At 36.8% G+C, this 24,775-nt stretch carries 20 protein-coding genes and 1 pseudogene; 16 read left to right on the top strand and 5 right to left on the bottom strand.

Annotated elements, in window-relative coordinates:
• On the top strand, positions 1-504 hold a 504-nt coding region (locus PVV68_RS04730; protein WP_273782688.1), incomplete at its 5' end, for a DNA adenine methylase.
• Positions 505-600: 96 nt separating this feature from the next.
• Here the strand turns inward: PVV68_RS04730 and PVV68_RS04725 are convergent.
• The gene (locus PVV68_RS04725) at positions 601-747 is read right to left on the bottom strand and encodes a hypothetical protein (protein WP_273720790.1); all 147 of its coding nucleotides are present in this window, start codon (positions 745-747) and stop codon (positions 601-603) included.
• 230 nt (positions 748-977) lie between these two features.
• Between PVV68_RS04725 and PVV68_RS04720 the strand changes: the two genes are divergently transcribed.
• From PVV68_RS04720 to PVV68_RS04710, 3 genes are all read left to right on the top strand, one after another.
• A complete protein-coding gene (locus PVV68_RS04720; RefSeq protein WP_273720789.1) occupies positions 978-1,721 on the top strand; it encodes a 16S rRNA (uracil(1498)-N(3))-methyltransferase in 744 nt (247 codons plus the stop codon).
• Between the two features lie 68 nt (positions 1,722-1,789).
• Entirely contained in the window at positions 1,790-3,163 is a 1,374-nt protein-coding gene (locus tag PVV68_RS04715; protein WP_273720788.1) for a glutamate--cysteine ligase, read from the top strand.
• 2,285 nt (positions 3,164-5,448) lie between these two features.
• Positions 5,449-6,804 (top strand): L-cystine transporter, encoded by a 1,356-nt coding sequence (locus PVV68_RS04710; RefSeq protein WP_273720787.1) that lies wholly within the window; start codon positions 5,449-5,451, stop codon positions 6,802-6,804.
• Positions 6,805-6,818: 14 nt separating this feature from the next.
• Here the strand turns inward: PVV68_RS04710 and PVV68_RS04705 are convergent, their stop codons facing one another.
• A complete protein-coding gene (locus PVV68_RS04705; protein ID WP_273720786.1) occupies positions 6,819-7,703 on the bottom strand; it encodes a methyltransferase domain-containing protein in 885 nt (294 codons plus the stop codon).
• Between the two features lie 185 nt (positions 7,704-7,888).
• Here PVV68_RS04705 and PVV68_RS04700 point away from each other — a divergent pair, with 185 nt between their 5' ends.
• Both PVV68_RS04700 and grxC read left to right on the top strand, forming a co-directional pair.
• Positions 7,889-8,674, top strand: a complete 786-nt coding sequence (locus tag PVV68_RS04700; protein WP_273720785.1) for a ComF family protein — start codon at positions 7,889-7,891, stop codon at positions 8,672-8,674.
• A gap of 48 nt (positions 8,675-8,722) precedes the next feature.
• Positions 8,723-8,986, top strand: coding sequence for a glutaredoxin 3 (gene grxC, locus PVV68_RS04695; protein ID WP_273720784.1), 264 nt, complete (start codon positions 8,723-8,725; stop codon positions 8,984-8,986).
• 8 nt (positions 8,987-8,994) lie between these two features.
• Here the strand turns inward: grxC and ubiG are convergent, their stop codons facing one another.
• Positions 8,995-9,741, bottom strand: coding sequence for a bifunctional 2-polyprenyl-6-hydroxyphenol methylase/3-demethylubiquinol 3-O-methyltransferase UbiG (gene ubiG / locus PVV68_RS04690; protein WP_273720783.1), 747 nt, complete (start codon positions 9,739-9,741; stop codon positions 8,995-8,997).
• A 196-nt stretch (positions 9,742-9,937) separates the two neighbouring features.
• On the opposite strand from ubiG, the gene PVV68_RS04685 reads away from it, so the two are divergent.
• Positions 9,938-11,194 (top strand): aspartate kinase, encoded by a 1,257-nt coding sequence (locus PVV68_RS04685; RefSeq protein ID WP_273782686.1) that lies wholly within the window; start codon positions 9,938-9,940, stop codon positions 11,192-11,194.
• Between the two features lie 923 nt (positions 11,195-12,117).
• Positions 12,118-12,344 (top strand): annotated as a pseudogene (locus PVV68_RS04680) (Arm DNA-binding domain-containing protein); the annotation flags it as partial.
• A gap of 392 nt (positions 12,345-12,736) precedes the next feature.
• Here the strand turns inward: PVV68_RS04680 and nhaA are convergent.
• The gene (nhaA, locus tag PVV68_RS04675; RefSeq protein WP_273720781.1) at positions 12,737-14,098 is read right to left on the bottom strand and encodes a Na+/H+ antiporter NhaA; all 1,362 of its coding nucleotides are present in this window, start codon (positions 14,096-14,098) and stop codon (positions 12,737-12,739) included.
• Positions 14,099-14,249: 151 nt separating this feature from the next.
• The gene (locus tag PVV68_RS04670; protein WP_273782690.1) at positions 14,250-15,941 is read right to left on the bottom strand and encodes a hypothetical protein; all 1,692 of its coding nucleotides are present in this window, start codon (positions 15,939-15,941) and stop codon (positions 14,250-14,252) included.
• A 369-nt stretch (positions 15,942-16,310) separates the two neighbouring features.
• On the opposite strand from PVV68_RS04670, the gene PVV68_RS04665 reads away from it, so the two are divergent.
• The 8 genes from PVV68_RS04665 (at position 16,311) to PVV68_RS04630 (ending at position 24,551) form a co-directional block, all read left to right on the top strand.
• Positions 16,311-18,083, top strand: a complete 1,773-nt coding sequence (locus PVV68_RS04665; RefSeq protein ID WP_273756508.1) for an SLC13 family permease — start codon at positions 16,311-16,313, stop codon at positions 18,081-18,083.
• Between the two features lie 581 nt (positions 18,084-18,664).
• Positions 18,665-19,336 carry a tetratricopeptide repeat protein gene (locus PVV68_RS04660; RefSeq protein ID WP_273720779.1) on the top strand — a complete coding sequence of 224 codons (672 nt, stop codon included), beginning with the start codon at positions 18,665-18,667 and terminating at the stop codon, positions 19,334-19,336.
• Positions 19,337-19,340: 4 nt separating this feature from the next.
• Positions 19,341-20,768 (top strand): ribosome biogenesis GTPase Der, encoded by a 1,428-nt coding sequence (gene der, locus PVV68_RS04655; protein WP_273720778.1) that lies wholly within the window; start codon positions 19,341-19,343, stop codon positions 20,766-20,768.
• Positions 20,769-21,867: 1,099 nt separating this feature from the next.
• Entirely contained in the window at positions 21,868-22,293 is a 426-nt protein-coding gene (locus tag PVV68_RS04650; protein WP_273720796.1) for an AtpZ/AtpI family protein, read from the top strand.
• 7 nt (positions 22,294-22,300) lie between these two features.
• The gene (locus PVV68_RS04645; protein ID WP_273720795.1) at positions 22,301-23,059 is read left to right on the top strand and encodes a F0F1 ATP synthase subunit A; all 759 of its coding nucleotides are present in this window, start codon (positions 22,301-22,303) and stop codon (positions 23,057-23,059) included.
• 54 nt (positions 23,060-23,113) lie between these two features.
• The gene (locus PVV68_RS04640; RefSeq protein ID WP_006589457.1) at positions 23,114-23,344 is read left to right on the top strand and encodes a F0F1 ATP synthase subunit C; all 231 of its coding nucleotides are present in this window, start codon (positions 23,114-23,116) and stop codon (positions 23,342-23,344) included.
• Positions 23,345-23,478: 134 nt separating this feature from the next.
• Complete coding sequence (locus tag PVV68_RS04635; RefSeq protein ID WP_273720777.1) at positions 23,479-24,045, top strand: F0F1 ATP synthase subunit B; 567 nt, start codon at positions 23,479-23,481, stop codon at positions 24,043-24,045.
• Between the two features lie 11 nt (positions 24,046-24,056).
• Positions 24,057-24,551 carry a F0F1 ATP synthase subunit B gene (locus PVV68_RS04630; protein ID WP_273720776.1) on the top strand — a complete coding sequence of 165 codons (495 nt, stop codon included), beginning with the start codon at positions 24,057-24,059 and terminating at the stop codon, positions 24,549-24,551.
• Positions 24,552-24,775: the final 224 nt, after the last annotated feature.

Below are 24,775 nucleotides of genomic sequence, written 5' to 3'. Positions count from 1 at the left end.
GAACTTGCATCTATTGCCCCAGAGAGCCTCTCTAAAGTTGAAAGAGCTGCACGCTTTTTGTTTCTCCAACGTTGTGTGATGTATGGGAAAAAAGATTACGCATCATTTAGCTTTGGCAAAAAGAGAAAGGTTAGTTTTAATCCCGAGAAGCTTTTATCAAGAATGCGACGTGTTAGACAGAAGCTTCTAGATACAACTATCTTAAACTTATCGTGGGAGCGGGTTGTGGAGCTATTTGATGCACCTGATAGTTTGTTTTATCTAGACCCACCTTATTTTTTGAAGAAGAAGTGTTATAGCTCTGGGAATTTTGTTGAAGATGATTTTGAGAGCATGGCAAAAATTCTCAAAGGTATCGAAGGCAAATTTGTCTTGAGTCTGAATGATTGTGATGCAGTTCGAGAGATCTTTAAAGATTTTGACTTTTTAGAAGTAGAGACCCTCTGGGTATGTGGTATGGCAAAAAAAACACCTCGAAAAGAAGTGCTGATTCACAATAAGTGAGAGGCTTTTTGGAAAATCCTATTCCCTCGTTTTTATTCTAACAACCCTCACCCTAAAAAAGGCATGATAAATCAACAAGTTATTTGTAGCATAAAATTAGATGATGGGCTTAGAAGAAATACCATAACCATCTTTGCTGATTGTATGATCCTCATCCGCTCCAACAGAGCCAATGCCTATAGTAATGAGAATAAAGGCTAAAAGAGTGGTAATAGTAATAATTGTGGCTTTTTTAGCAGTCATATTTCCCCTCCAATCATACTTCAATGATTGAATGTAATGATAAACAGTGTGTTTTTATAAAGTTGTAAACAGAATCATTTAGAGTCTAATTTGTTCCATGCCTATCTCATAAAGCTAAAAAATTCTATAATTCTTTATATGTTATAGCTCTATAGATATAATTTTTTCTTTTTGTTATATGTTCTTCTCCGTTTTTTCGATAATCATAATGAGTTTTGGTACGATTTTTTATGCGCATAAATTATAAACTTAAAAGATTGTTTATCCGACAACCACTTGCTTTGAATGAAGAAATAAAGATAGAGGGGGAGCAAGCTTCTTATCTTGTCCGTGTTTTGCGGATGCAAGAAGGAACGGAAATTTTACTTTTTAATGGACAGGATGGCGAATGGCTTGCTAAACTCATTACCGTTAAGAAAAAATTTGTTGTGGCTCAGCTTATCCATCAAGAAAGATTGCAAACGACGCATTCAAATCTCATTTATTGTTTTGCTCCAATTAAAAATGCGCGTTTGGATTATATGGTGCAGAAAGCTGTTGAGATGGGGGTGTCGACTTTGCAGCCTGTTATAACGCATCATACACAGGTTACGCGTATCAATATGGCGCGTATGGAGGCTAATGTTATTGAAGCTTCTGAACAATGTGGCATTTTATCTTTGCCTGAATGTGCAACTGCAGTCTCGTTAGCAGAACTTTTAGCAAATTGGGATAGAGCACGCCCTTTATTCTTTTGTGATGAAGTGTGCAAATTGCATAATCCATTACATCTTCTACAAAGGCATGACATGACGACATCTGGTGTTCTCATTGGACCAGAAGGTGGGTTTAGTGAAAAAGAGCGAAACTTTTTAAAAAAGCACCCTTTTGTAATTCCGATATCTTTAGGACCGCGTATTTTACGTGCTGACACTGCTGCTGTTGCTGCTTTGGCTCTTCTTAATGTTACGGTGGGGGATTGGTCAATTCATTAAGAAGCGTGTAATAATTATTCTAAACGATTCATTTAAATGATGTCACTGATGATAGGATACAATAAGTTATGGCGCTTGATGTAAATGATGAGAGTGAAATTAATAACTTAGATTCCTTGGTGAGCTATTTCCAAGGGGGGTGTAAAGAAGAGCATAATTGGCGTATCGGTACAGAACATGAAAAATTTCCGTTCTACATAGATGGTTTTCGCCCCGTCCCCTATGAAGGATCAAGAGGGATTCGTGCACTTTTAGAGGGAATGCAAGAAGCTTTAGGATGGCGACCTATTTTAGATAAAGGGAATATTATTGGGCTTATAGGATCAGTTGATCAAGGTGCCATTTCTTTAGAACCTGGAGGGCAATTTGAATTATCTGGTGCACCACTAAAAACAATTGGTCACACTTATTATGAGCTCATGGAGCATTTAACTCTTCTCAAGAAAATTTCAGAACCATTGGGGATTGGTTTTCTCGGAATGGGTGCTAGTCCAAAGTGGACCTTAGCGCAAACTCCGCGAATGCCTAAATCACGCTATCAGATTATGGCTAATTATATGCCAAAAGTGGGGCACAGTGGTCTTGATATGATGTATCGCACATCGACAGTTCAGGTTAATCTGGATTTTTCATCTGAAACTGATATGCGGCGAAAAATGCAAGTTTCTATGAAATTACAGTCTATTGCGACAGCATTATTTGCCAGTTCACCTTTTACAGAGGGGAAACCGAATGGCTTTTTATCTTGGCGCTCTGAAATTTGGTGCGATACTGATAATCAGAGATCTGGAGTCCTTCCCTTTGTATTTTCTGAGAGTTTTGGTTTTGCTGATTACGTTGAATGGGCACTTGATGTACCCATGTATTTCATTGTGCGCGACAGTCATTATTATGATTGTACACATATAACGTTTCGTCAATTTATAAATGGGGCATTAAGAGGGCAGGTTGCAAATTCAGTACCCAATATGGGAGATTGGATTAATCATTTATCGACTTTATTTCCTGAAGTCCGTTTAAAAAGATTTTTAGAAATGAGAGGAGCTGATTGTGGCTCTTGGAAGCGTATCTGTGCATTGTCGGCTTTTTGGGTTGGACTTCTTTACGATAGTGAAGCACTTAATGAAGCAGAGGCTTTGACAAAAGATTGGTGTTTTGAAGAAGTTTTGGAGATGCGTGGACGTGTTCCTAAAGAAGGATTAAGAACACCTTTTCGTCAGACCACCATTTTAGAAATAGCCCGTCAAGCTGTTGCTATTTCACGCAAGGGCTTAAAAAATCGCCGACAGTATGATACGGATGGTTTGGATGAGACGATTTTTCTGGTTCCTCTAGAAGAAGTGATTGCAATGGGACAGACAGATGCGGATAGGTTTTTATCTTTTTATCATTCACTGTGGAGTGGTACTGTAGAACCTCTATTTTTAGAATGTGCTTATTAAATTTAAATGCAAAAAACTACTCTGCACTTTTACAGAGCGGCGTATCATTATTATGACTCATTTGTAGTTTCTCTTTAGAGAGACATTTCATTTGGTTTTAAAGCCTATTTTTCAGCTTTATCAAGGGTATAGCGTTAAAAGTGATTGAGCATTCTCATTTAACTTAATGGAAATAGTAGATCAGCACCATTATAATATTTTCTCAATCAAAATTGTATCTCTGCTCTTAATATTAGTAGATTCATAAAGAGGCATGAGCTATTTCTTAACTGTCTTTATCAATAAAGCGAGTTTCATTTGTAACGTATAAGAAAACAATTTTTTTAAATATAAAAAGTATTTTTAAATAAGATTTCAAATTTAACTATTATTTTGTTACTTAATTATTTCTCTTTTTATCTTAATATATTATTTATTTTATATAGAGAGTAGCTTATGTTATTAAAAATAAACCTATAAGCACTCAATTATTATGCGAATAAGAAAAAAAACTTTTATTATAAGATAAAAGCATATATTGCTCTATTTTTACTTTTTAAAGTGGTAATATCTCGTTAAGGCTTTTATTCCTCTCTTTACAACATAATAAAAGATATCTATATAGCAAGAGCGCAAATTATAACAGCGTTTTTTAACGATTCAGAGGATTGGGTGTTATTTTTTCTCGTATCCATAAGTTGCTTTTCTCGGCTAATACCAGTTGGAAAATTGAGAGTTTTTTGTGTACTTAAACATTTTTATAAAAGTTTGTTTCAATTTTTCTAAAAGAAAATTTCTTTTGAATTATTCCAATCATTAATTGCATGAAGGTTGGCAAGTTTTAATTTCCTAAATTGCTTATTATTATATTCTCTCAGTATAAGGAGCTCGATTTTTCTCTTGCATACCCTTAATATATCCTTTAGCGACACGGTATTCTAAATCATTATCGTTTTTATTTTAATATAGCCATAAAGCTTATTCTATCTGATTTAGACTATATATCTTAGTACATATCAATAATACAAATATAGAAGACAAACAATAAATTAGGCATAAAGAAATTGAGCTCTTGTTATAATAAACAGGTAGATGTGGAATACAACTGCTGGAGTGCCAAATATTTCTTAACTAATTTATACCAATAATTATGTGCTGTTTTTTGATAATTTATTCCAATTTATATTAAATAATACGCGCGATATTTAGAATAAAACATTTGACTTATAACGATAATTTATTGTTTTGATATTAAATGAGAGTCTCAAATATTATAAATTTTTCTTATTTCAAATCCCCTTATAGTGAAACAATTAAAATCAGTTCCTTGTATGTTGCAAGCGGGATTGGTAGAGAACAACTACTGAAAAAAGGAGTAAAAATGCTTCTTATAAGCCGTCTCAATACAAGGGCTCTCGAAAAATAGTGAGCTGATAAATAATGATGAGGATGCTCACTTTACCCCTTCATAGCTTTTAAAGAACGTAGTGCTCAATAGCTTTACACCATACTGTTTAGAGGTTACGCCGTGTGGTAGAATTTGGAGCATTGAGAGGCATTTCTTTAAAACCAGCGTACAATGTGCAGGATAATAATATGCTGTGCTTTGTGAGGGGATAGTCCCATGAAAGAATGCGATACATAAAAACATAAGATAATACCTATCTATATATCCTTGAATATGAGGTTATAAGTCCCACAATCATTGTGTTTATATTTTTTACTCTTTAAAAAGAATGTTTATTACAGCAGAGAATGTACAACAGGCGTTTCAAATAACAAAAAAAGGTTTTCACTGAGAACTGAGAAAGAATATGTCAAGGTTCTTTTCGATAATGTGATCCGTATTTTAAAAGAAATGATGCGAAAAACAATTCAAAATATTGATTATAAAATTAGCAAGGATAATTTGGGGGTGTATGAAGAAAAACAAGCTATAGAATTATTCGGAAATTTACAGAGCATTATAAAAAGGTTTTGTTGCTTTAAAAAGCAGGAGAAAATGCTCATGCTTTTTATACAATAATGTATATTGAAATTGTTTTTTGAGTTTTGAGACATAATGCGTACTGTTTATATTTTATCCATAAACTTTGATAGATTAAGGGGGAGTGCTTTTATTTAATTTTTTTATCTTCTTTAAACAGCTATTAGTAGATAAAAATTCCTCTTTTAACTTATAAATTAAAAAAATAATGATTTTGTAAAAGCTTTGTAAGCTTTATATTCCATTTTCGAATATCAGGCATTGATTTTAGATTGTGCATATTATTCAATCTCAAGCATAACAATAGTGGGCATAAACAATGACATTTAATTTTTTTATCAATTTATTTCTATTTGTTATTTTCTTATTATGGCTTGCCCAAAGTAAGAGGATGAAATGGAGTCTCTCACTACGTGTTATGCTAGGGCTTATCCTTGGTTTAATTTTTGGAAGTATTTTGCAGGTTATTTATGGAGAAGGTGAAACCACTTTGTTGAAATCGGTTGAATGGTTTAACATTGTTGGTAATGGCTATATCCTGTTACTACAAATGATTGTGATGCCATTGGTTTTTATCTCTATCGTTTCAGCAGTTGCTCATTTGCATTCTGTTTATGCTGTTGGAAAAATGAGTATAATGACAATTTCAATATTGCTCTTTACCACTGCTCTTTCAGCGTTGGTTGGAGTCTTAGTTGTTAATGTCTTTGGATTAACAGCGAGTGGTTTGATCCATGAAGGACAAAATGTTTCTGCTGTTCTTGGGGATCGTATTTCTCAACTTGGAGATATGAATATTCCGAAGATGATTTTATCTTTGATTCCTAAAAACCCCTTTGCTGAATTAAGTGGAGCTAAACGTACATCAATTATCAGTATTGTTATTTTTGCATCATTTTTAGGGGCTGCAGCTCTTCTTTTAAAGAAAGATGATCCAGAAAAAGGGGAAAAAGCACTTTTATTTATTCAAGTAGCACAAGCTTGGATTATGCGGTTAGTCCGTATTGTGATTGCTTTGACACCTTATGGTATTTTTGCACTGATGACTAAAGTAGGAGCATCTTCACACGTTGCCGATATTTTAAATTTATTGGTTTTTATTATCGCTTCCTATGTTGGTATTATACTTATGTTTGCAATTCATGGTGTATTGCTTGGCATATCAGGAATTAATCCCTTCCGGTTTTTCAAAAAAGTTTTGCCAGTTTTGACATTTGCTTTTAGCAGTCGTTCTAGTGCTGCAAGTATTCCTTTGAATATTGAGGCGCAAACGCAATGGATTGGCGTACCACAATCAATAGCCAGTTTTGCAGCTTCTTTTGGAGCAACAATTGGACAGAATGGTTGTGCTGGTCTTTATCCAGCAATGCTTGCAGCCATGATAGCGCCTTCTATGGGGATTAATCCTTTTGATCCTATGTGGATTGCTACTCTTGTTGGTGTTGTAACGTTGAGTTCTATTGGTGTTGCTGGTGTTGGTGGTGGTGCTATTTTTGCTGCATTAATAGTATTGCCCATTATGGGGCTTCCTGTTTCCTTGGTTGCTGTACTTATGTCTATTGAACCTCTCATTGATATGGGGCGTACAGCTCTCAATGTAAGTGATTCAATGTTGGCTGGAACGATAACCAGTCAGATGTTAAGGACAACGGATAGAAGCATTTTTGAAAAATAATTTCCATGTTAAATCTACAGTTTTTTAGGGTGTTTTACAAAAACATCTGTAAGAGATATTTGTGCTGATCCTGGTTTTATGGGTTTTTGCTGATTTGGGTGAGGAGCCCAACCAGATAGCCAAATAAAAGAAAAATGCGCGCGAATGCGTCCATCAGGATCGCTAAATTGTTGTGCATAAATTTCAGCTGCACGGAGAAAAAAGCGTTTGGATACAGGACGCCGTGAGCGATTGACGAGCGCATTTTGCATTCCCATAGCTTTAAGATCATTTATGAGATCAAACATTGTATTGTAGCGTATGGTAACATCTTCAATATCTGCGACAGGCAGAGCAAAACCAACACGCTGCAAAAGAGCACCAACCTCACGAATATCGGCAAAAGGATAGATCCTAGGGCTTGCTCCATCATAGATTTCCATTTCAGCTTGAAGGAGGCATTCACGTAATTCTCTAAGTGTACCAGCCCCCGCCATAACAGCCAGAAATAAGCCATCTGGTTTTAGGATATTTTTTATCTGACTAAGAACGCCAGGGGTATCATTGGTCAATTGTAATGAAAGAAGTGACACGATAAGGTCACAATAATTGGGGGGAAAATCAAGAAATTCTCGAGAACGTAAATGAAATTTTTTGTCATGGCTTTGATAAAGCATATCGGTCTCGATACGTTCTATGCAATGGACTTTTCCAGTTTTCAGAAGAGCTTGCGCAGCAAGATCTGTATGGCTGTGTAAATCGAGCGCTAATGTAAAGAGACGATCAACAGTACTGAGGCGCTTCAAGAGATCTTCAGCCATATGGGACAGTAAAAAGTCATATCCTTCTTTTGCTTTTTGGAAAGCACGTTTGCGGAATTGTTCAATGCGGTTGTGATCAAAAATGAAAGGATGTGACATATTGTTAAAGTCTCTCAATTTGTAATGCGTATATTTTGAGAAGGTTCATTTTTGCGCAAGTTCTGTCAAGCTTATGATGTGAAAGAAAAACAAATTTATAAGAAGTAAGAGTTTTTAAAGGAATTAAAGTTAAAAAATGTAAAAGGATTTTTTGTATAGGGAAGCTATAAAAGCCTAAATTAACGATGTTATACTTTCAGGAAGTGGCGTTAAATGGCGGGAGTATATTAAGTAAGTTCTTTGAGCGCTTGCTCACAGTTTTGTATCCACCAATTTGTCCTGGATGTAAGCAAAGAGTTTCTTCTTGTGGTACGATTTGTCCTGAATGTTGGAGAGGACTCCAATTTATTACAAAACCTTATTGTCCTGTTATGGGAATTCCTTTTGTTTGTGATATGGGAGATGGTTTTCTCAGTGGTGAAGCTCTTAAACACTCTTATCCTTTTTCGCGTGTTCGCTCAGCTATTGTTCACAAAGGCGTGGCGCAAGCTTTGGTAACGCGATTGAAATATGGAGATCACATAGAACTGGCATCTTTTATGGCGAATTGGATGGTATCTGCTGGGCGCGAGATTATAGATGATTGTGATGTTATTATTTCCATTCCTTTGCATTTTCGTCGTTTTTTGAAGAGACGCTATAATCAATCTGCTGAGCTTGCTCGTTATATTGCAGGAGCGCAGAAAAAAAATTTTAAGCCTGGCTGGCTTGTGCGTTGTCGACATACCCGTCCGCAGGTGAATTTATCTGCTAGGGAACGAAAACTAAATGTGTTGAATGCCTTTGAGGTACCTGATAAAGTGAAAAAATATTTAAGGGGGCGTTCTATTTTGCTCATTGATGATGTTTTCACAACAGGTGCAACAGTTACAGCAGCTGCTGCAACATTAAAACGTGCAGGTGCGCGTCAAGTTGATGTGTTGACATTTTCGCGTGTACTAAACGAGGCTTCTATTTTTCCTAATTTTTAAGAGAAGCTTTAAGCCAAAACGAATTTGAAAAGATTGGAGAATAACATTATGAAAGAGATCATACTTTATACACGTCCTCATTGTCCTTACTGCACGAGAGCAAGAGATTTACTTGATAAAAAAGGGGTAAAATATACAGATATTGATGCGTCTACTTCTCTTCGCCAAGAAATGGTGCAGCGCGCCAATGGGCGTAATACATTTCCACAAATTTTTATAGGTGATTATCATGTAGGCGGTTGTGATGATCTGTATACTTTAGAAGAAGAGGGGGAGCTCAATTCTTTGTTGCAAGACGTAGAGAAATTGTAAATGTATGCTCACGGAGTATTTTTTGCCAGAAGCATATAGTTAACATTCATATCTTTTGAACGATTCCAGCTGTCATTTAATGGATTGTAAGTAATACCAATCTCATCAATAACAGTAAGAGTATTTTGGAATAGGAAATTTTTAAGTTCGTGAGGTTTTAAGAATTTTTTATAGTCATGTGTTCCTTTGGGAAGCCAACCTAGGATGTATTCAGCACCTATAATAGCCAGTCCCCATGACTTCCATGTACGGTTGAGTGTAGAGACAAACATCACCCCTTGTGGTTTGAGCATTTTTGCTGTGGCTGCTATGAAAAGATTAACATCAGCCACATGTTCAACAACTTCCATATTGAGGATGATATCAAATTGTTCTCCGTCATTGGCAAGTGCTTCTGCAGTGGTGATACGATAATCAATTGAAAGACCATTTTGGGCTGCATGGTTTTTTGCGACTTCAATATTTGTATGCGCAGCATCAGCCCCCACAACCATAGCACCAAGACGTGTCATTGGTTCGCATAACAAGCCACCACCACAACCAATATCAAGAATTCTCAAATTTTCGAAGGGTGTAAGTGAAACAGGATCACGATTAAATTCTGAACAGATTTTTTCTCTAATATAAGCAAGACGTGTTGGATTGAATTGATGAAGAGGGCGAAATTTTCCTTGTGGATTCCACCATTCCGCAGCGATACGTGAAAAATGATTAATTTCATCTTGGTCAATAGTCGTACGCTTTTCATTTAGCATGTCACGCTCCTTTTACTTTTTTATGATTAAGTCAGATGGATTTTATTTTAAAGTCAAGAGAAAATAATATAAACATAACGGAACTTGCACAAATGATAGATATTCGGTATGTGAAAGGATAGTTTGCTGATACGGTAGTAAGTCTCTATTCTCACTGTCGTTTGAGGGAAGAAATGTAAAGGTAAGAGTGTGAGCGATGGCACGCATTGTCATGAAATTTGGCGGAACATCTGTAGCAAACATTGAACGTATTCATAATGTTGCACGGCATGTTAAAAGGGAGGTGGATGCAGGCAATGAGGTTGCGGTTGTGGTATCCGCAATGGCTGGAAAAACCAATGAGCTTGTTCAGTGGACTTGTGAGGCTTCACCAATATATAAAGATACTTACGAATATGATGTTGTTGTTTCTTCTGGGGAACAGGTAACAGCGGGTTTATTGGCTCTTACACTCCAAGAAATGGGCGTGAATGCTCGTTCATGGCTTGGTTGGCAAATTCCTATTCGCACCGACAGTGCGCATAGTCGTGCACGTATTACAGATATTGATGGATCTTTTTTGATACAGTGTTTTCAGGAAGGTCAGGTTGCCGTTATTGCTGGTTTTCAAGGGTTATCTCTAGATAATCGGATTTCTACTTTAGGGCGTGGAGGATCAGACACCAGTGCTGTTGCTATAGCGGCAGCTATACAGGCTAACCGCTGCGATATTTATACGGATGTGGATGGTGTTTATACAACGGATCCACGTATAGAGCCTAAGGCACGCCGTTTATCAAAAGTTGCTTTTGAAGAAATGCTGGAAATGGCTTCTCTTGGTGCAAAAGTTTTACAGGTTCGTTCTGTTGAATTGGCAATGGTTCATAAAGTCCGTACTTTTGTGCGTTCGAGTTTTGAGGATCCTGATCTATTAGATGCGGGGGATGCAATGAATTCTTCTGGAACACTTATTTGCGATGAGGATGAAATCGTGGAACAACAAAATGTTACTGGTATTGCTTTTGCTAAGGATGAAGCGCAAATTTCTTTGCGTCGGCTTGCAGATCGTCCAGGGATCTCTGCAGCAATTTTTGGTCCCTTGGCTGAAGAGCAAATTAATGTTGATATGATTGTGCAAAATATTTCTGAAGATGGCTCGAAAACGGATATGACTTTTACTGTACCGTCAGCAGATGTAGATAAGGCTGTTACTCTTCTTGAGAAAAATCGTAAAGAAATTGGGTTTGATGTTATCCAATTTGAGAGTGATCTTGCCAAGGTTTCTGTTATTGGTATTGGAATGCGCAGCCATGCAGGTGTTGCGGCTACGGCATTTAAGGCTTTGGCAGAAAAGGGTATTAATATTCAAGCAATCACGACCTCAGAGATTAAGATCTCTATTTTGATTGATAGCGCTTACACTGAACTTGCTGTGAGAACATTACATGCTGTTTATGGACTTGATAAGGGATAGACATTCTTTAGCTCTAAAAAGATTTCTAAAAATATGGACTATGCATATATACAGAGTGTATAGGGCAGTGGAGAATCTGCTGCATAAATGTCGAGAAGAAAAGAATAAGTATACCATCTTTTCAAAGAAACATGTTTAGAGAGGAAATTTTGTAAATGCTAAGATGAGTCCATGTTTTTGATTTCATAGGATTGTTTACACAATTATACAAAATTGGTTTGCTGCACTATATTTCATGGATATTTTCTATTTTCATACAGCGATGATTAGAAAACTCTATCTGTATCTCGTAGATTTATTCTTTTCGTGAAAGATGAATAAAAATCTCAAATAAATGTTTGTGTAATAGTTACTCCTAAAGAAATATTCTCAATTGAAGAAATGTACAAAAGCTCTCTTTTTCCCCTATCGTAATTGATTTATTTGCGCTTACAGGTCTTGGATATGGGGTATTTACAGTAAGCGCAGTAAAACATTTTCTCCTGATCTTTTTCTAGTCCTCAATAACGAAGATTCCCACCACTGCTAATCTATAAACAATCCAGCTCCTCTCGGTTGGTTTCACCTGCTGACCATTCGTATAATTCGCGTCGTAAGATTTTACGGAAAAGTCCTGCTTTGAATATCCACTACATCATCTAAAAACATTTAAAGTGTGTAGGGTCTTATATCACTACCCTAAATGACAATATTTTATAGCATAATAGGATAGCTCTCAATCAACCAAACATCATGTATTCTGTTGTATACAACACATTGATTTATAAAGCTAATTTAGTGTTATTCATATTGAAGGAGAGTCCCGAGTATCGTAAGATTCTTTCGTTTCAAATCTGCTTATCGTGAATCAATCAAGTTCACTTGCGTGCACGTCAAAAGCGGGGCTGGAGTGTGAGTAAAAACTGTACAAGAAAGGAGTAAAAATGCCTCTTATGAATCGTCTTAAGTGCCAAGGGCTGTAGCAACATTGGGGGCTGGCAAATATAAAGATGATGCAGGCTTATTACTCCACAAGCGTAAAGATGGCGGTGCTCAATGGCTTTATTGTTATACCATTCATGGGTGCCGTCGCGAAATGGGCTTGGGTACCTTGAGAGATGTCTCTTTAAAACAAGCCCGTGAATTGGCAACTGAGTGGCATTCTGTTTTAACCACAGTTTGCGCAATAGGAGTATGTTGAGATACTTTTAAATATTATCTATTTTTCTGCAAATACTTGCAATGAGCAATTTGTTCTATGATGATTGCTTTATTGATTACCTCAATAGGCAATGTCTCTTTGCATTTGTGAGTTAAGATTTAACCAGATGCAGGCATATTTCTCCATGTAGGTCAGACATTATTTAAATTCTATTTCTTTTATAAAGTTTATCAGAGAATAAGTTTGAAAGAAAACAAGCCTTTTTTACTGACTTATTGATGATGAGATAAAGCAGGTTAGAAAATTTTCCTCATTTTTCTCTACCATTAGAATAAATTTTAGCGCAATGAATAAGCTAAATTACCTTTTAAAAGCGAGCATAAAAAATACTGTTATTTGTTTTACTGAGAACTATGAAGAGCTTTTTTATTGCGCTTGATATAAATGAATCCATATCCAAGACCAGCCAGAGCTGATAAACCAGACCCACAAAGGACACCAATTTTTGCAGAATCAAGCAGGATAATATCCTTAAAAGCAAGCATTGAAACGAAAATAGACATTGTAAAGCCAATTCCTGCTAAAAAGCCAATGAGTAAAAGGCCTGTCCACGTCATCTGAGGAGGCAGGCGACATAATCCTGATTTCACTGCGAGATAACTAGCAGCAATAATACCACAAGGTTTACCCACAAACAGACCAATCACAACACCAAGCACAATGAACAACGATTCATGAGAAGAAAGATCAAAATTTGCAAAACTAACACCAGCATTTGCAAAGGCAAAAATTGGCATAACGCCGTAGGCAACCCATGGATGCAATGCTTTTTGAACACGTATTACTGGCGCGATCATATCGCGTTGTCCTTTACGCATTTTTTTCAATGCAGTTGAAATATGATGTAGATCTGTTTTGGTATTTTTTTCTTGAAGAACTTGCATTGCGTTGCTCAACATGGTGAGCGGTGCTACAAGAGTACGAGTAGGAAAAACAGGGGTCATCATGCCTAAAATCACGCCGGCAAGGGATGGATGAACACCTGTTGCCATTAACCCCCACCAGATGATTGCACCAGGCAGAATGTAAAGCCATGCTGATGCAAGGCCAATCCATTGAAAAAAGAAAACTAAAGCAATACCTGCTGCGGCAATAATAAGTCCACTAGGGTCAATATTTGTTGAGTAGAAGAAAGCAATAATGAGAACTGCAATGATATCATCAATAATTGCTAAAGATAAGAGGATAATATGAAGATTAGAAGGAATTCTTTTGCCAAGGAGAGCCAGAATGCCTAGCGCAAAGGCAATATCTGTTGCTGTTGGCACAGCCCAACCATTCGTATGTCCCTCATTAAAGTTGAAGCTAAAATAAATAATTGCTGGAAGACAAACTCCACCTATTGCTGCAACGATTGGTAGTACTGCTTGTTTAAAGTCGGCAAGAGCACCTTCATGAATTTCACGTCGAATTTCCATTCCTGCGACGAGAAAGAAAATAGTCATAAGGGCATCATTAACCCAGAAATGCAAATCCCATGAGAGGGAGAAATGGCCAAAGTTAAAGCCAAAAGGTGTATGCCAAAAAGATTCATAAAGAGACGCATATTGAGAATTGGCAAAAATGAGTGCAGCAGCAGCAGCTAATAAAAGGACAATACCGCTGAGAGCTTCAATATGGAGAAAACGCTCGATAGCGGAAAGTGCTTGGTTGGTAACACGAGAAGCACGATTGGGTAGGCGATTTGAAGATAAATCAGACATGAACAACTCCAACTATCAGCAATTTCACAAATATATATTTTGCACAAGCCACTCCGTATGACACTTTTTTTGTATCATACAAAAGAAAAAAGAGGAATAAAGCTTTTAAATTATAGACAACAACATCATGCTGAATGCTAAAACATGGCTTTTAAGGTAATGCTTCATTCTTTACGGAGAGATGTACTTTGTTCAAAACTGTGGACAAATCATTTTGTAAGGCAGATTCAAGATCATTTATTGTAAGTCCCTTGTTGTCTTTTGCTCTAATTTTGACAACCAAGGTTTGAGGATTTTCAGCAAACTCGCCAAAAGCCTTTGAAATCTTTTCCGCTTCGTCATGACTTTTTAGCAGTAGTTTTGGAGTTTGTGTCATCATCAGATAGAAGTTATCATAGAGTTCTTTTTTAAGATCATGTTTTGTGTCACTAAGATTTTGTGCAAGATAAGAAAAAAGCTTATCAATAAAACCAGCATCCGTATAGCTGATGTCAATATCGGTAAGACCAAGATTTTGAGAAGCAGCGATCATAAAATCTTTTTGGGCAGAAAAAAGTTTTTCATCAACATCAACAACCTTTGCGGTTATTTTTCCAGATCCAATATTTTTGATGTTGAAAGACATTGCATTAAGAGAAAGCATACGTTTTTTTTCATCATAAGAAATATCTAGTTTTCCTGAAAGATCAAAACGTTCAAGGTTTATTTTTTTGAGTAAATCTAAGTCTTTTTTTTCTATTTTTTTAGGTAAAACTGAAAAGTTATTAAGAGAAAGAAGAAGTTTTTTCGGTATAGGTTGCTTCCACAGGCTTGGTTTGAATTGGAATGATTCAAGCGTTGCTTTCAACTGTGGTATATCAATGGCGAGATTATTCACTTCTGCATCAGCTGAGGTAATAGCGAGCAGTGTATTGAGAAGGATACCATTTCGTGCTGTTTTTTCAGCGTCCTGATTATTTTCTTTTCTGGCGTTAAGATAAGCTTTAATCAATTTTTCAGGCGTTTGTTTAAGCGGCTTCATTTTGAGACCAGATGTTTTAAATTGTCCGAGCAAGAAAGAAGCATTTTTTTCTGTTTCTTGAAAAAGATCAACTCTTATATTATTCAAAGAAATGGCGCCAGTAATGGTTTTTCCTTGATTGAGAACGTTGTTTTCCCCCAGAATAATGGAATATGCGTAATTAATATCAATGTCATGGGCTTTTATTGCATCACTTTTAGCGACAAGAGACATCTGTTTAGCACCATTTACTGCTATCGTTGTTAAGTCCATGTTTTTAAAGCCAATAGAGCGAATATGACCATTTTTTAAATCAGAAAGCTGAAAATTCTTCATTTCAAATTTTTCAACATTTTGATGGGTATTGTTCACAGAAAGCTGTATATCCGGAGCAACGATTGAGGAAAGTTCAATCCGCATAATTGATTGCAAAAGGCGCGATGTGATTGTACTATCTTTTTCCTTTAGAAAGACACCATTGAGAGAAATTTGGGGAATTTTCACATGAATATCATGATACGTCAAATCAACATTATAGAATGTAAAAGCGCCAGGGATAAAAGAAATAGGAGGACGAGCAGAAAGAGCACCAATTTTAAGTGATGTGCCAGCAGGGGTCGGGAGTGTAACATTTGTTAAGTTGACTTTACCTATGATACTAACATCGGATGTTTCCGCTTTTATAGAACGGCGGGCTATTTCTTGTTTCACAAAATTATTAAGATAGGGTTTTGCCATATAAAAACCACCAACAATTATAATTGCTAGGACAGTAAAAAAACCAATAATACAAGTTAGCCAATATCTTAGATTACTGTGATACTCACTATTAAGATTAACCATCATTTCTTCTTTCGCTTTTATCATTGTATGTGAGAATATAGACAAGTTCCTTTAAGCGAGGACAAAGGTTCAGATAGAGTATGCACCGAACAGTTATCTCCCTCCACCCGCTTTGTACATGTAGAATCATTCTCATCTTTTTGGCAATATGCTTTCATCAGATGTCACCAAATTTCTTTAATTTCAATATTTTATAAAAAATCATTTCATAAGAAGAAGAAAGTCTCTGTCGATTACGATTATGTTTATCATTAAAATATTTAAAAGTTTTCTCATGTAAGCTTTTATCTTGCTGCTATTTATAGGGAAAGTTAAAAAATAAAACATATGTTATTATTTATTGAAATCTAAAGGGGAAAGATGGGTATCATGACAGAAGATCAAATAATGGCGTTTACTATCATTGGATTCATGATGGTTGTTTTTATTTGGGATAGATTCCGTTATGATCTTGTTGCTATTTGTACCTTATTGATTGCCTGTACTGTTGGACTTGTCAGTCCGAAGGAGGCATTTAGCGGTTTCAGTAATGATATTGTTATGATCGTGGGAAGTGTATTTGTTGTCAGTACGGCTATATCGCGTTCTGGTATCATGGAATTTATTATCCAACGGATATGGCCAGATGTAAAATCAGTGCGCTTTCAGTTGGCTTTTTTGGTTATTTCCGTGGTGTTTTTGTCAATGTTTGTGAAAAACATTGGTGCTTTAGCTATCATGCTTCCGATTGCTTTTCAATTTGCTCGTCGTTCTCAGGTTTCGCCCTCTGTTTTTTTGATGCCTATGGCATTTGGTTCTTTGTTGGGCGGTCTTATGACACAGATAGGAACTTCTCCCAACGTTGTTATTTCAGCGATGCAAGAGCGTTTAACGGGGGCTCCTTTTACCATGTTTGATTTTACGCCGGTTGGTGCAGCTGTTGCTACTGCTGGAGTATTATACGTGGTGTTTTTTTCTTGGCGTTTACCTGTTCGTGTCCGTTCAGGTGTATCGTTTGATGATGCTATTGATATTCGTAACTATGTTTCAGAAGTACATATTCCAACAAATTCACCGATTGTAGGAAAAACCATTGTTGATTTGGTGAAGCCATCAGGTGGTGATGTTATGGTGCTTCAAATCATCAGAAACAAGGTGTCTATTTCACCTCTACCAGATTTTGTTTTGTCTGAAAACGATATTGTTTTGCTGGAAGGTTCGCATACAGGATTAGATAGTGTAATGAATTCTGCTCGTTTAGAATTTTCTACGGATAGAACTCTTCCTACGGGTGATAAAGACAGTGACATCGATATTATTGAGGCCGTTGTTACACATAATTCGCCTCTTATTGGTATCAGTGCAAAAGAGTTTTCACTCTTTGATCGCTATAATGTCAATTTTCTTGCCTTAAGTCGTCAGCATGAAAGGATACGGGGAAGGCTTGGTGATATTGTTTTTCATCTTGGTGATGTAATTGTTTTGCAAGGGCAAGATATGATTATTCCAAATTTGTTACGGGAATTGAAATGTTTGCCCTTAGCCAAACGTAATATTGTGTTCGGTAATTTACGACATGGTTTCATCTCTTTGGCTATTTTATTTATAGCGATCATTTTTACGGCTTTTCATATTGTTCCTGTTGCCTTTGCTTTTTTTTCTGCTGCTGCAGCAATGGTTATTTTTCGCGTTTTACCAGCCCGTGATTTGTATCAAGCATTAGATGGCCAAATATTAGTTTTATTAGCAACTCTTATTCCAGTTAGTGAGGCGCTAGAGAAGACAGGATGTACAGATCTTATAGGACAATGGCTGAGTGAATTGGCGGTATTTTTACCACCATCTGGTGCTTTAGCACTGATGCTGGTTACAGCCATGTTAGTAACGCCATTTTTGAATAATGCAGCGACAGTCATGATGGTAGCACCAATTGCATCAAGTTTTGCCCATTCTCTTCATTATAAGCCGGAAGCTTTTCTTATGGCAGTTGCCATTGGTGCAGGGTGTGAGTTTCTTACACCTATTGGACATCAAAGTAATATGTTGGTAATGGCTCCAGGGGGATACCGTTTTAGTGATTATCCACGCTTTGGTGCACCACTAGCAGTATTGGTAGTTATTGTTGCTGTTCCAATGCTCATGTGGATTTGGCCATTACAATGAAATGCTTTTAGAAACTGTAGGTATCAGGTACAAAAGTTTGTCAAGGAGTGAAGAGATATTATATATACAAAGAGTTTTGCTTAAGATTGAGATTTTTATTCATCTTTCACGAAGCTCCAGCATTTATTGATCGGATTATAGGTATTTTCAATCATGACAATAAAACAATAGCTTTTTGTTCAAGAATTTTTAAAAGAATTGCCTTCCCATTATCATTTTACAAGCGAAAATTTAAAAGAATGTAATACAACTATTGTTTTAAAGTTTAAAAAATGGCTGCCATACATACAGGGGGAAGGGGAATATAAAGAACTCTTGATAGAAGGGGCGATGGTGACATGATAGATCTTAAGGCAATGATCATTTCTCTCAAAATTTAAAGAGGTAAAAAACGCAATATGAACCAAAAGGCAGTTATATCATTTTTTGTTGATGCCATTGCAAAAGTCCAAGCGATTCGAATAGATGTTGATTTGAAACACATGGATGAGAAAATTTAAAATTTTTAGTTAATAAGGGCTACCATCTTTGTTCATTTATGCGTAAAAGCACAAGAAAGTAATTTTTCCAAGGTATGATACATGTCGTATGATAGTTTTATTGCTGAAGTTAATGCAGAATTTCGTCAGGAAAAGGCTCTTGCTTTTTGGAGGCGTTATGGTTTTTCAATTATTGGGGCAGTTGTTCTTTTTATATTCATGATAATTGCTTATCAAGTTTATCATCATGAGCAGATAAAAAAAGCCGGTTCTATTGGTGATGCATTTGTGAAAAGCTTTGATTTTGCGGATAAACGTCAATTTGATGAGGCGCTAAAGCAATTGGAAGATGTTAAAGTCTCTCATTTTGGAGGATATCCTTTTCTTGCTCGTTTGCATGAAGCCTCTTTATTTATGGAACAAGGTGATGTTGTTAAATCGGTAGAGGCTTTTGATTCCGTTGCTGCTGATGAAAAAGCACCGCAAATTTTGCGGCAAGTTGCAAGAATTCGTGCTGCCTATATTTTGGTTGATACAGGAACCTTCGATGATGTCAAAAAGCGTGTCAAAGAGATGGCAAATGATATTGATCCTATGCGTATGTTAGCAAGAGAGGCTTTAGGTTTAGCAGCATATAAAGCAGGTAAGATGGATGAAGCAGCTGATTATTTTCGGAAAATTTCTACAGAAGGTGTGCTGAGATCAAAAGTAATAGATCGGGCTCGAATTATGCTTGAGCTTATGCAAGCTGAGGGCAAAGCAAATAAGGAATAAATCTATGTCCCTTACCATTGCTATCGTTGGGCGCCCCAATGTTGGGAAATCAACACTTTTTAACCGGTTAGTTGGGCAAAAATTAGCGTTGGTTGATGATAAGCCGGGCGTTACACGTGATCGGCGTATTCATGCGGCAAAACTTCAAGATTTGCGTTTTGATGTGATTGATACAGCCGGTTTGGAAGAGGCAGCTGATCATACCCTTGAGGGGCGTATGCGTTCTCAAACAAAAGTAGCTATTGATGAAGCAGATCTTATTTTATTTATGTTTGATGCGAAAAGCGGAGTAACACCAAGTGATTTAAATTTTGCTTCGCTGATACGCAAGTCAGGAAAACCAATTGTGCTTGTTGCCAATAAGTCTGAGTCGAAAGCGGCAAAAGGAGGAGAGTATGAAGCGTGGTCATTAGGGTTTGGAGAGCCTTGTCCAATATCTGCTGAACATGGTTTGGGGCTTACAGATCTTCGTGATGCAATTATAGATGCTATTGGTAGAGCGCGTGCTTTTGAAAGAGAACACAAAGGAGAGACTATTGCTGTAGAGCCTGCATCTGTTGGTGATGATGTGGAAGATTTGCAAGAAGAGGAGTGTGTTTACGATGAAAATAAGCCCATTCGGATTGCAATTGCAGGGCGTCCCAATACAGGAAAATCAACTCTCATCAATAGCATGTTGAAACAAGAACGATTATTAACAGGACCAGAAGCGGGACTTACGCGCGATTCTATTTCGGTAGATTGGCAATGGCGCGGTCGACATATTAAACTTTTTGATACTGCAGGTCTGCGTCGAAAGTCAAAAATTCAAGAAAAATTAGAAAAACTTTCTGTTGCGGATACTTTACGTGCCATTCGTTTTGCAGAGGTTGTGGTAATTGTTTTTGATGCAACGATACCTTTTGAAAAGCAAGATTTGCAAATTGCTGATCTTGTGATTCGTGAAGGACGCGTTCCGCTTATTGCTTTTAATAAGTGGGATCTTGTAGAGAATAGTCAGGAAACATTGATTGATTTGCATGAAAAATGTAGCCGCCTTCTCCCACAGGTTCGTGGTTTAAGAGCTGTCCCTTTATCAGGCCAATACGGTCAGGGAATTGATAAACTGATGGAAAATATCATGATGATGCACCGTGTATGGAATCGCCGTATTTCCACGGGCAAATTGAATCGATGGCTTGAAACTGTTGTTGCGCATCATCCTCCACCGGCAATTTCGGGGCGTCGACTTAAAGTTAAATATATAACACAGGTTAAGACACGTCCCCCTGGGTTTGTGATTTCTTGTTCGCGACCAAAAGTAATGCCTCAATCGTATTTACGTTATCTGTCCAATGGATTGCGTGATACGTTTGATATGCCTGGTGTACCAATTCGCATATCATTACGAGCATCTGATAATCCTTTTGCAGTACGTTCCAGAAAGAAATAATTCTTCTTTGAGTAAGTGAAGGTCTGTTGAATAATGCATTGAAAAGTCAGCTTATTTCACAAATATAATGTATTATTCTCAAGATTGAATTGATCAATTCAATAGATAATAGCGTTATTTTTAATAAAAGAGAAAACAGCTCTTTATTGAGCAAGAGATTGCTTCATTTTGTTGTAGCGTAAACGTCATTCTTTAGCATAGTGATATGAGGCATATAAAACTGTACATATGGGGTGTTTTTATGAATTGTATGGCGAATATTCAGAGTAGAGTCTGTCCAAAGTGTTTATGAGATGAAACATTATGGGGGTCAACAGTAAGGCTACCTTCGAGAAAATTCAGATTGTTTACAGAGAGGCTCTGAGAGAAGCCCTCGTGTTTTGGTGGGGAAAAGTTCAAAATAATGTATTATGATAGTGAATATCATAATATTCGGCTATTTCAACTTCTCTTGCCCAGAAAAAAGAAAATTGTTTATGGAGAGGTTGTGAGAAGAAGCAATATATGAAACAAAATCGTTTTGGGAAAAAACGCATAACAATGCTGTTTTGTGTAAAGAAAATTGCTAAACATTTAGCATTATGGGACAGAAAAGCAAATTTACAGTGGTTTATTCAAATAAAAAGCAAAGCTATTTCCTAGTTTATCAATATTCAACAGTGAAGAGACGATCAAGAAAGCGCTTACAGTTGTGAAAAATTGTATTAGTTATATCTAAAATTCTCTTTATAGAACAATCCATAAATCAGAGTCTGAAGATTATATTTTAAGATAAAAAAGCTCTCATGAGAACCATATATTATTTACTCATGATGGATGAGATATACAATAAAGATATTTTTTCAATATGTTTTAGAGTTGTGTTATAAGGAGAGAGTGTGCATTAGGGTGAGAGAGCACTGTATTATTTGCAGATGAGAGATGATTATTTTAAGATATATCAGTGATTGAAATTTGTAAAATTGGAAGGCATATTATTTATTGCGATAAATTGTGATAGATTTCTTTTAGCATCTTGACGAATAAATTCGCGAACAATATGATGCCCAAGGTTTTGTAAAGTATGTTTTGACTCTGCTTTTTAACGAAGGAGCTGATGATGGCAAAGGACGGTGAACCCGTTATGCCAAGAGAGAGAGCTGAAGGAAAAAAGCAAGGAGACTGTTTTCATTCAGAGGATTTGGAATGTCGTAGTCATAAGTTAGGTTTAGCTTTAATGCGTAAACAGGCATTAAAGAAGCGGGAAGAGAAGGATGGGAGAGAAGAAAAAAACGGTGGGATTGCACGTGCAGTTAAGCTTTCCAGTGAGTTTTTGGCAAGTATTGTTGTAGGTGTTGTTTTGGGGTTGGGATTTGATAAGATAGCAGGTTCATTACCATGGGGGTTGGTGTTTTTTCTTTTTCTTGGATTTGCTGCTGGTGTATTGAATATTCTTCGGTCTGTGGGCTATATCGCTTCCAGTCAATTAGAGAAAAAAGGCGTATTGCGCCAAGACAAAGGGACCAATGAAAGGTCCGATAAATGAGGTTGAAGTGACATCGCACGCTCCAGATCCTATTCATCAGTTTGAGGTTTCACAACTGATTAAGATTTCCATAGGAAATATGGATTTTTCATTTACAAATGTATCACTTTTTATAGTGGCGACAGTTGTTGTAACGTCAGTTTTTCTTTTCATATCATCATCAAGTCGTGGATTAGTTCCAACACGAATGCAGTCTCTTTCAGAAATGGCGTATGAGTTTGTAGCGTCAACTTTGCGAGAATCATCTGGAGTGCAGGGAATGCAGTTTTTTCCTTTGGTTTTCTCCTTGTTTAGTTTTATTTTGGTTGCTAATTTTATTGGTCTTTTCCCTTATTTTTATACGGTTACTTCTCAGATTATGATCACGTTTGCATTGGCGATGTTGGTTATTTTGACGGTGATAAGTTATGGTTTTTATAAACATGGGATTGGTTTTTTGAAGCTATTTGTTCCCAGTGGTGTCCCTGTTATGATTTTACCTCTTGTGACGATGATTGAGGTTATTTCTTTTCTCTCTCGTCCCATCAGTCTTTCACTTCGTCTTTTTGCTAATATGCTTGCTGGTCATATTACCCTCAAAGTATTTTCAGGTTTTGTCGTTTCAATGGTTGGGGTAGGAATCGTAGGCATTGGTGGTTCAATTTTACCGCTTATTATGACCGTAGCGATTACTGCTCTTGAATTTTTAGTTGCATTTCTTCAAGCTTATGTCTTTACGGTTTTAACTTGTATGTATCTTAATGATGCAGTTCATCCAGGACATTAATAAAACTGGCGGTTTTCCGTCGAATGGTACAATTTCGCTTTAAAGGAGAATAATATGGAATTGGTGCTTGCAGCAAAATATATTGGTGCTGGTCTTGCTTGCTTTGGTATGGCGGGTACGGCTTTGGGTTTAGGAAATATCTTTGGGAGCTATCTTTCTGGTGCGTTACGCAATCCATCTGCTGCCGATAGCCAGTTTGGCCGTCTCGTTTTTGGTTTTGCTGTAACAGAGGCTTTGGGTATTTTTTCATTACTCATTGCTTTGTTGCTTCTTTTTGCGGTTTAATCGCTTTTTAAGTAAGGGTATGTCTGTTGTCTTGTAACAGGCAGACATGCCCTTTTGCTTTTGAGCCAAAGGATGTGAGTGAATTGTTGTCAATATCAAGGATTTTTCATTAAGTTATTTGAAGGATAAAAAGGATGTTTGTTTCCAGCGCTTATGCACAGACCACTGAAGCATCTATAGAGCATATCAAGAGTGCAGCAGGGCATGTAGATCGTGTATTTCCGCCTTTTGATTTTGTGCATTTTGCTTCACATCTTTTTTGGTTAGCGATTTCTTTTGGTTTTTTTTATCTCTTCATCTCTCGTGTGATTGTACCGCGTATTGGCGGCGTTATTGAAACTCGTAGAGATCGAATCGCATCTGATTTGGATCAGGCAATGCGTATGAAGCAAGAAGCAGACACCGTGGTTGAAACTTACGAACGCAAATTAGCAGAAGCACGTTCACAAGCATATGTTATAGCGCAGGCTGCTAGTGAGGAAATAAAGGAAAAGGCTGAACTTGAACGCAAGGAAATTGAAGCAAGTTTAGAGAAAAAGCTAGCAGATGCTGAGAGAAAGATAGTAAAAATACGAGATAAAGCTATGCAAAATGTTGGCTCAATTGCTGAAGAAGTGGCTTCTGAAATTGTAAAAAAATTGATTAATGTTGATGTTAACAAAGAGATTATTCATTCAACTGTTAAAGCTGCGGATTACTAAAGGATACAAAAATGACTGATACTTTTTGGGCTTTTGTTGGATTAGTTCTTTTTTTGGCTCTTTTGGTCTATTTCAAAATTCCACAGATGGCGGTGCAGCATCTTGATGCACGAGCAAAACGTATCAAAGATGAGCTTGATGAAGCTCTGCGCCTTCGTGAAGAGGCACAAGAATTGCTGTCTGAATATCAGCGCAAACATGCGGAAGCGGAAAAGGATGCGCAAGAGATTATTGCAGCAGCCAAGCATGAGGTTGCAGCTGTTATTGCTGAGGCGCGTGCAAAAGCAGAAGAGTATGTAAAAAATCGCAATAAATTGGCAGAGCAAAAAATTGCTCAAGCAGAAGCCGATGCGGTAAGGATGGTTTCTTCATCTGCTATTGATTTAGCAGTTTCGGTTGCTCGTACGCTTATTGCCAAAGAGTTGACTTCTAGCAAAGAGAATGAGCTTATTGAAGAGGCTCTTTGTGAAGAATCCCTTACTAAAATAAAAACATATCTTAATTAATAGCTTGAGCTTTTTAGAAAATTGATCCTTCACAGTATAGTTTCTTTTGAGGAATTGAGTTTTTTATATCTTTCAAATTTATCTCACGATATTAATTGATATACTTCATTGAGCTATATATCTACAGCTTTCAGGCTTATCTTGGAATGCCGTTCATAAGATGATAACGCAAGAATCAGAAGATATGGCTATTTTTATCTTTATGAAAAAATGAAGATTTCCTC

The organism is Bartonella sp. ML69XJBT (assembly GCF_028618515.1).
GTDB lineage: Bacteria > Pseudomonadota > Alphaproteobacteria > Rhizobiales > Rhizobiaceae > Bartonella.
The sequence above is the reverse complement of the archived record's forward strand: the minus strand, read 5'-3'. Positions and strand labels throughout refer to the sequence as shown.

Bases quoted from the DNA above. Each gene is read 5' to 3' on its own strand.
- PVV68_RS04725 (WP_273720790.1), bottom strand. From the start codon at position 747: ATGACTGCTAAAAAAGCCACAATTATTACTATTACCACTCTTTTAGCC.
- PVV68_RS04720 (WP_273720789.1), top strand. From the start codon at position 978: ATGCGCATAAATTATAAACTTAAAAGATTGTTTATCCGACAACCACTT.
- PVV68_RS04715 (WP_273720788.1), top strand. From the start codon at position 1,790: ATGGCGCTTGATGTAAATGATGAGAGTGAAATTAATAACTTAGATTCC.
- PVV68_RS04710 (WP_273720787.1), top strand. From the start codon at position 5,449: ATGACATTTAATTTTTTTATCAATTTATTTCTATTTGTTATTTTCTTA.
- PVV68_RS04705 (WP_273720786.1), bottom strand. From the start codon at position 7,703: ATGTCACATCCTTTCATTTTTGATCACAACCGCATTGAACAATTCCGC.
- PVV68_RS04700 (WP_273720785.1), top strand. From the start codon at position 7,889: ATGTTATACTTTCAGGAAGTGGCGTTAAATGGCGGGAGTATATTAAGT.
- grxC (WP_273720784.1), top strand. From the start codon at position 8,723: ATGAAAGAGATCATACTTTATACACGTCCTCATTGTCCTTACTGCACG.
- ubiG (WP_273720783.1), bottom strand. From the start codon at position 9,741: ATGCTAAATGAAAAGCGTACGACTATTGACCAAGATGAAATTAATCAT.
- PVV68_RS04685 (WP_273782686.1), top strand. From the start codon at position 9,938: ATGGCACGCATTGTCATGAAATTTGGCGGAACATCTGTAGCAAACATT.
- nhaA (WP_273720781.1), bottom strand. From the start codon at position 14,098: ATGTCTGATTTATCTTCAAATCGCCTACCCAATCGTGCTTCTCGTGTT.
- PVV68_RS04670 (WP_273782690.1), bottom strand. From the start codon at position 15,941: ATGGTTAATCTTAATAGTGAGTATCACAGTAATCTAAGATATTGGCTA.
- PVV68_RS04665 (WP_273756508.1), top strand. From the start codon at position 16,311: ATGACAGAAGATCAAATAATGGCGTTTACTATCATTGGATTCATGATG.
- PVV68_RS04660 (WP_273720779.1), top strand. From the start codon at position 18,665: ATGTCGTATGATAGTTTTATTGCTGAAGTTAATGCAGAATTTCGTCAG.
- der (WP_273720778.1), top strand. From the start codon at position 19,341: ATGTCCCTTACCATTGCTATCGTTGGGCGCCCCAATGTTGGGAAATCA.
- PVV68_RS04650 (WP_273720796.1), top strand. From the start codon at position 21,868: ATGGCAAAGGACGGTGAACCCGTTATGCCAAGAGAGAGAGCTGAAGGA.
- PVV68_RS04640 (WP_006589457.1), top strand. From the start codon at position 23,114: ATGGAATTGGTGCTTGCAGCAAAATATATTGGTGCTGGTCTTGCTTGC.
- PVV68_RS04635 (WP_273720777.1), top strand. From the start codon at position 23,479: ATGTTTGTTTCCAGCGCTTATGCACAGACCACTGAAGCATCTATAGAG.
- PVV68_RS04630 (WP_273720776.1), top strand. From the start codon at position 24,057: ATGACTGATACTTTTTGGGCTTTTGTTGGATTAGTTCTTTTTTTGGCT.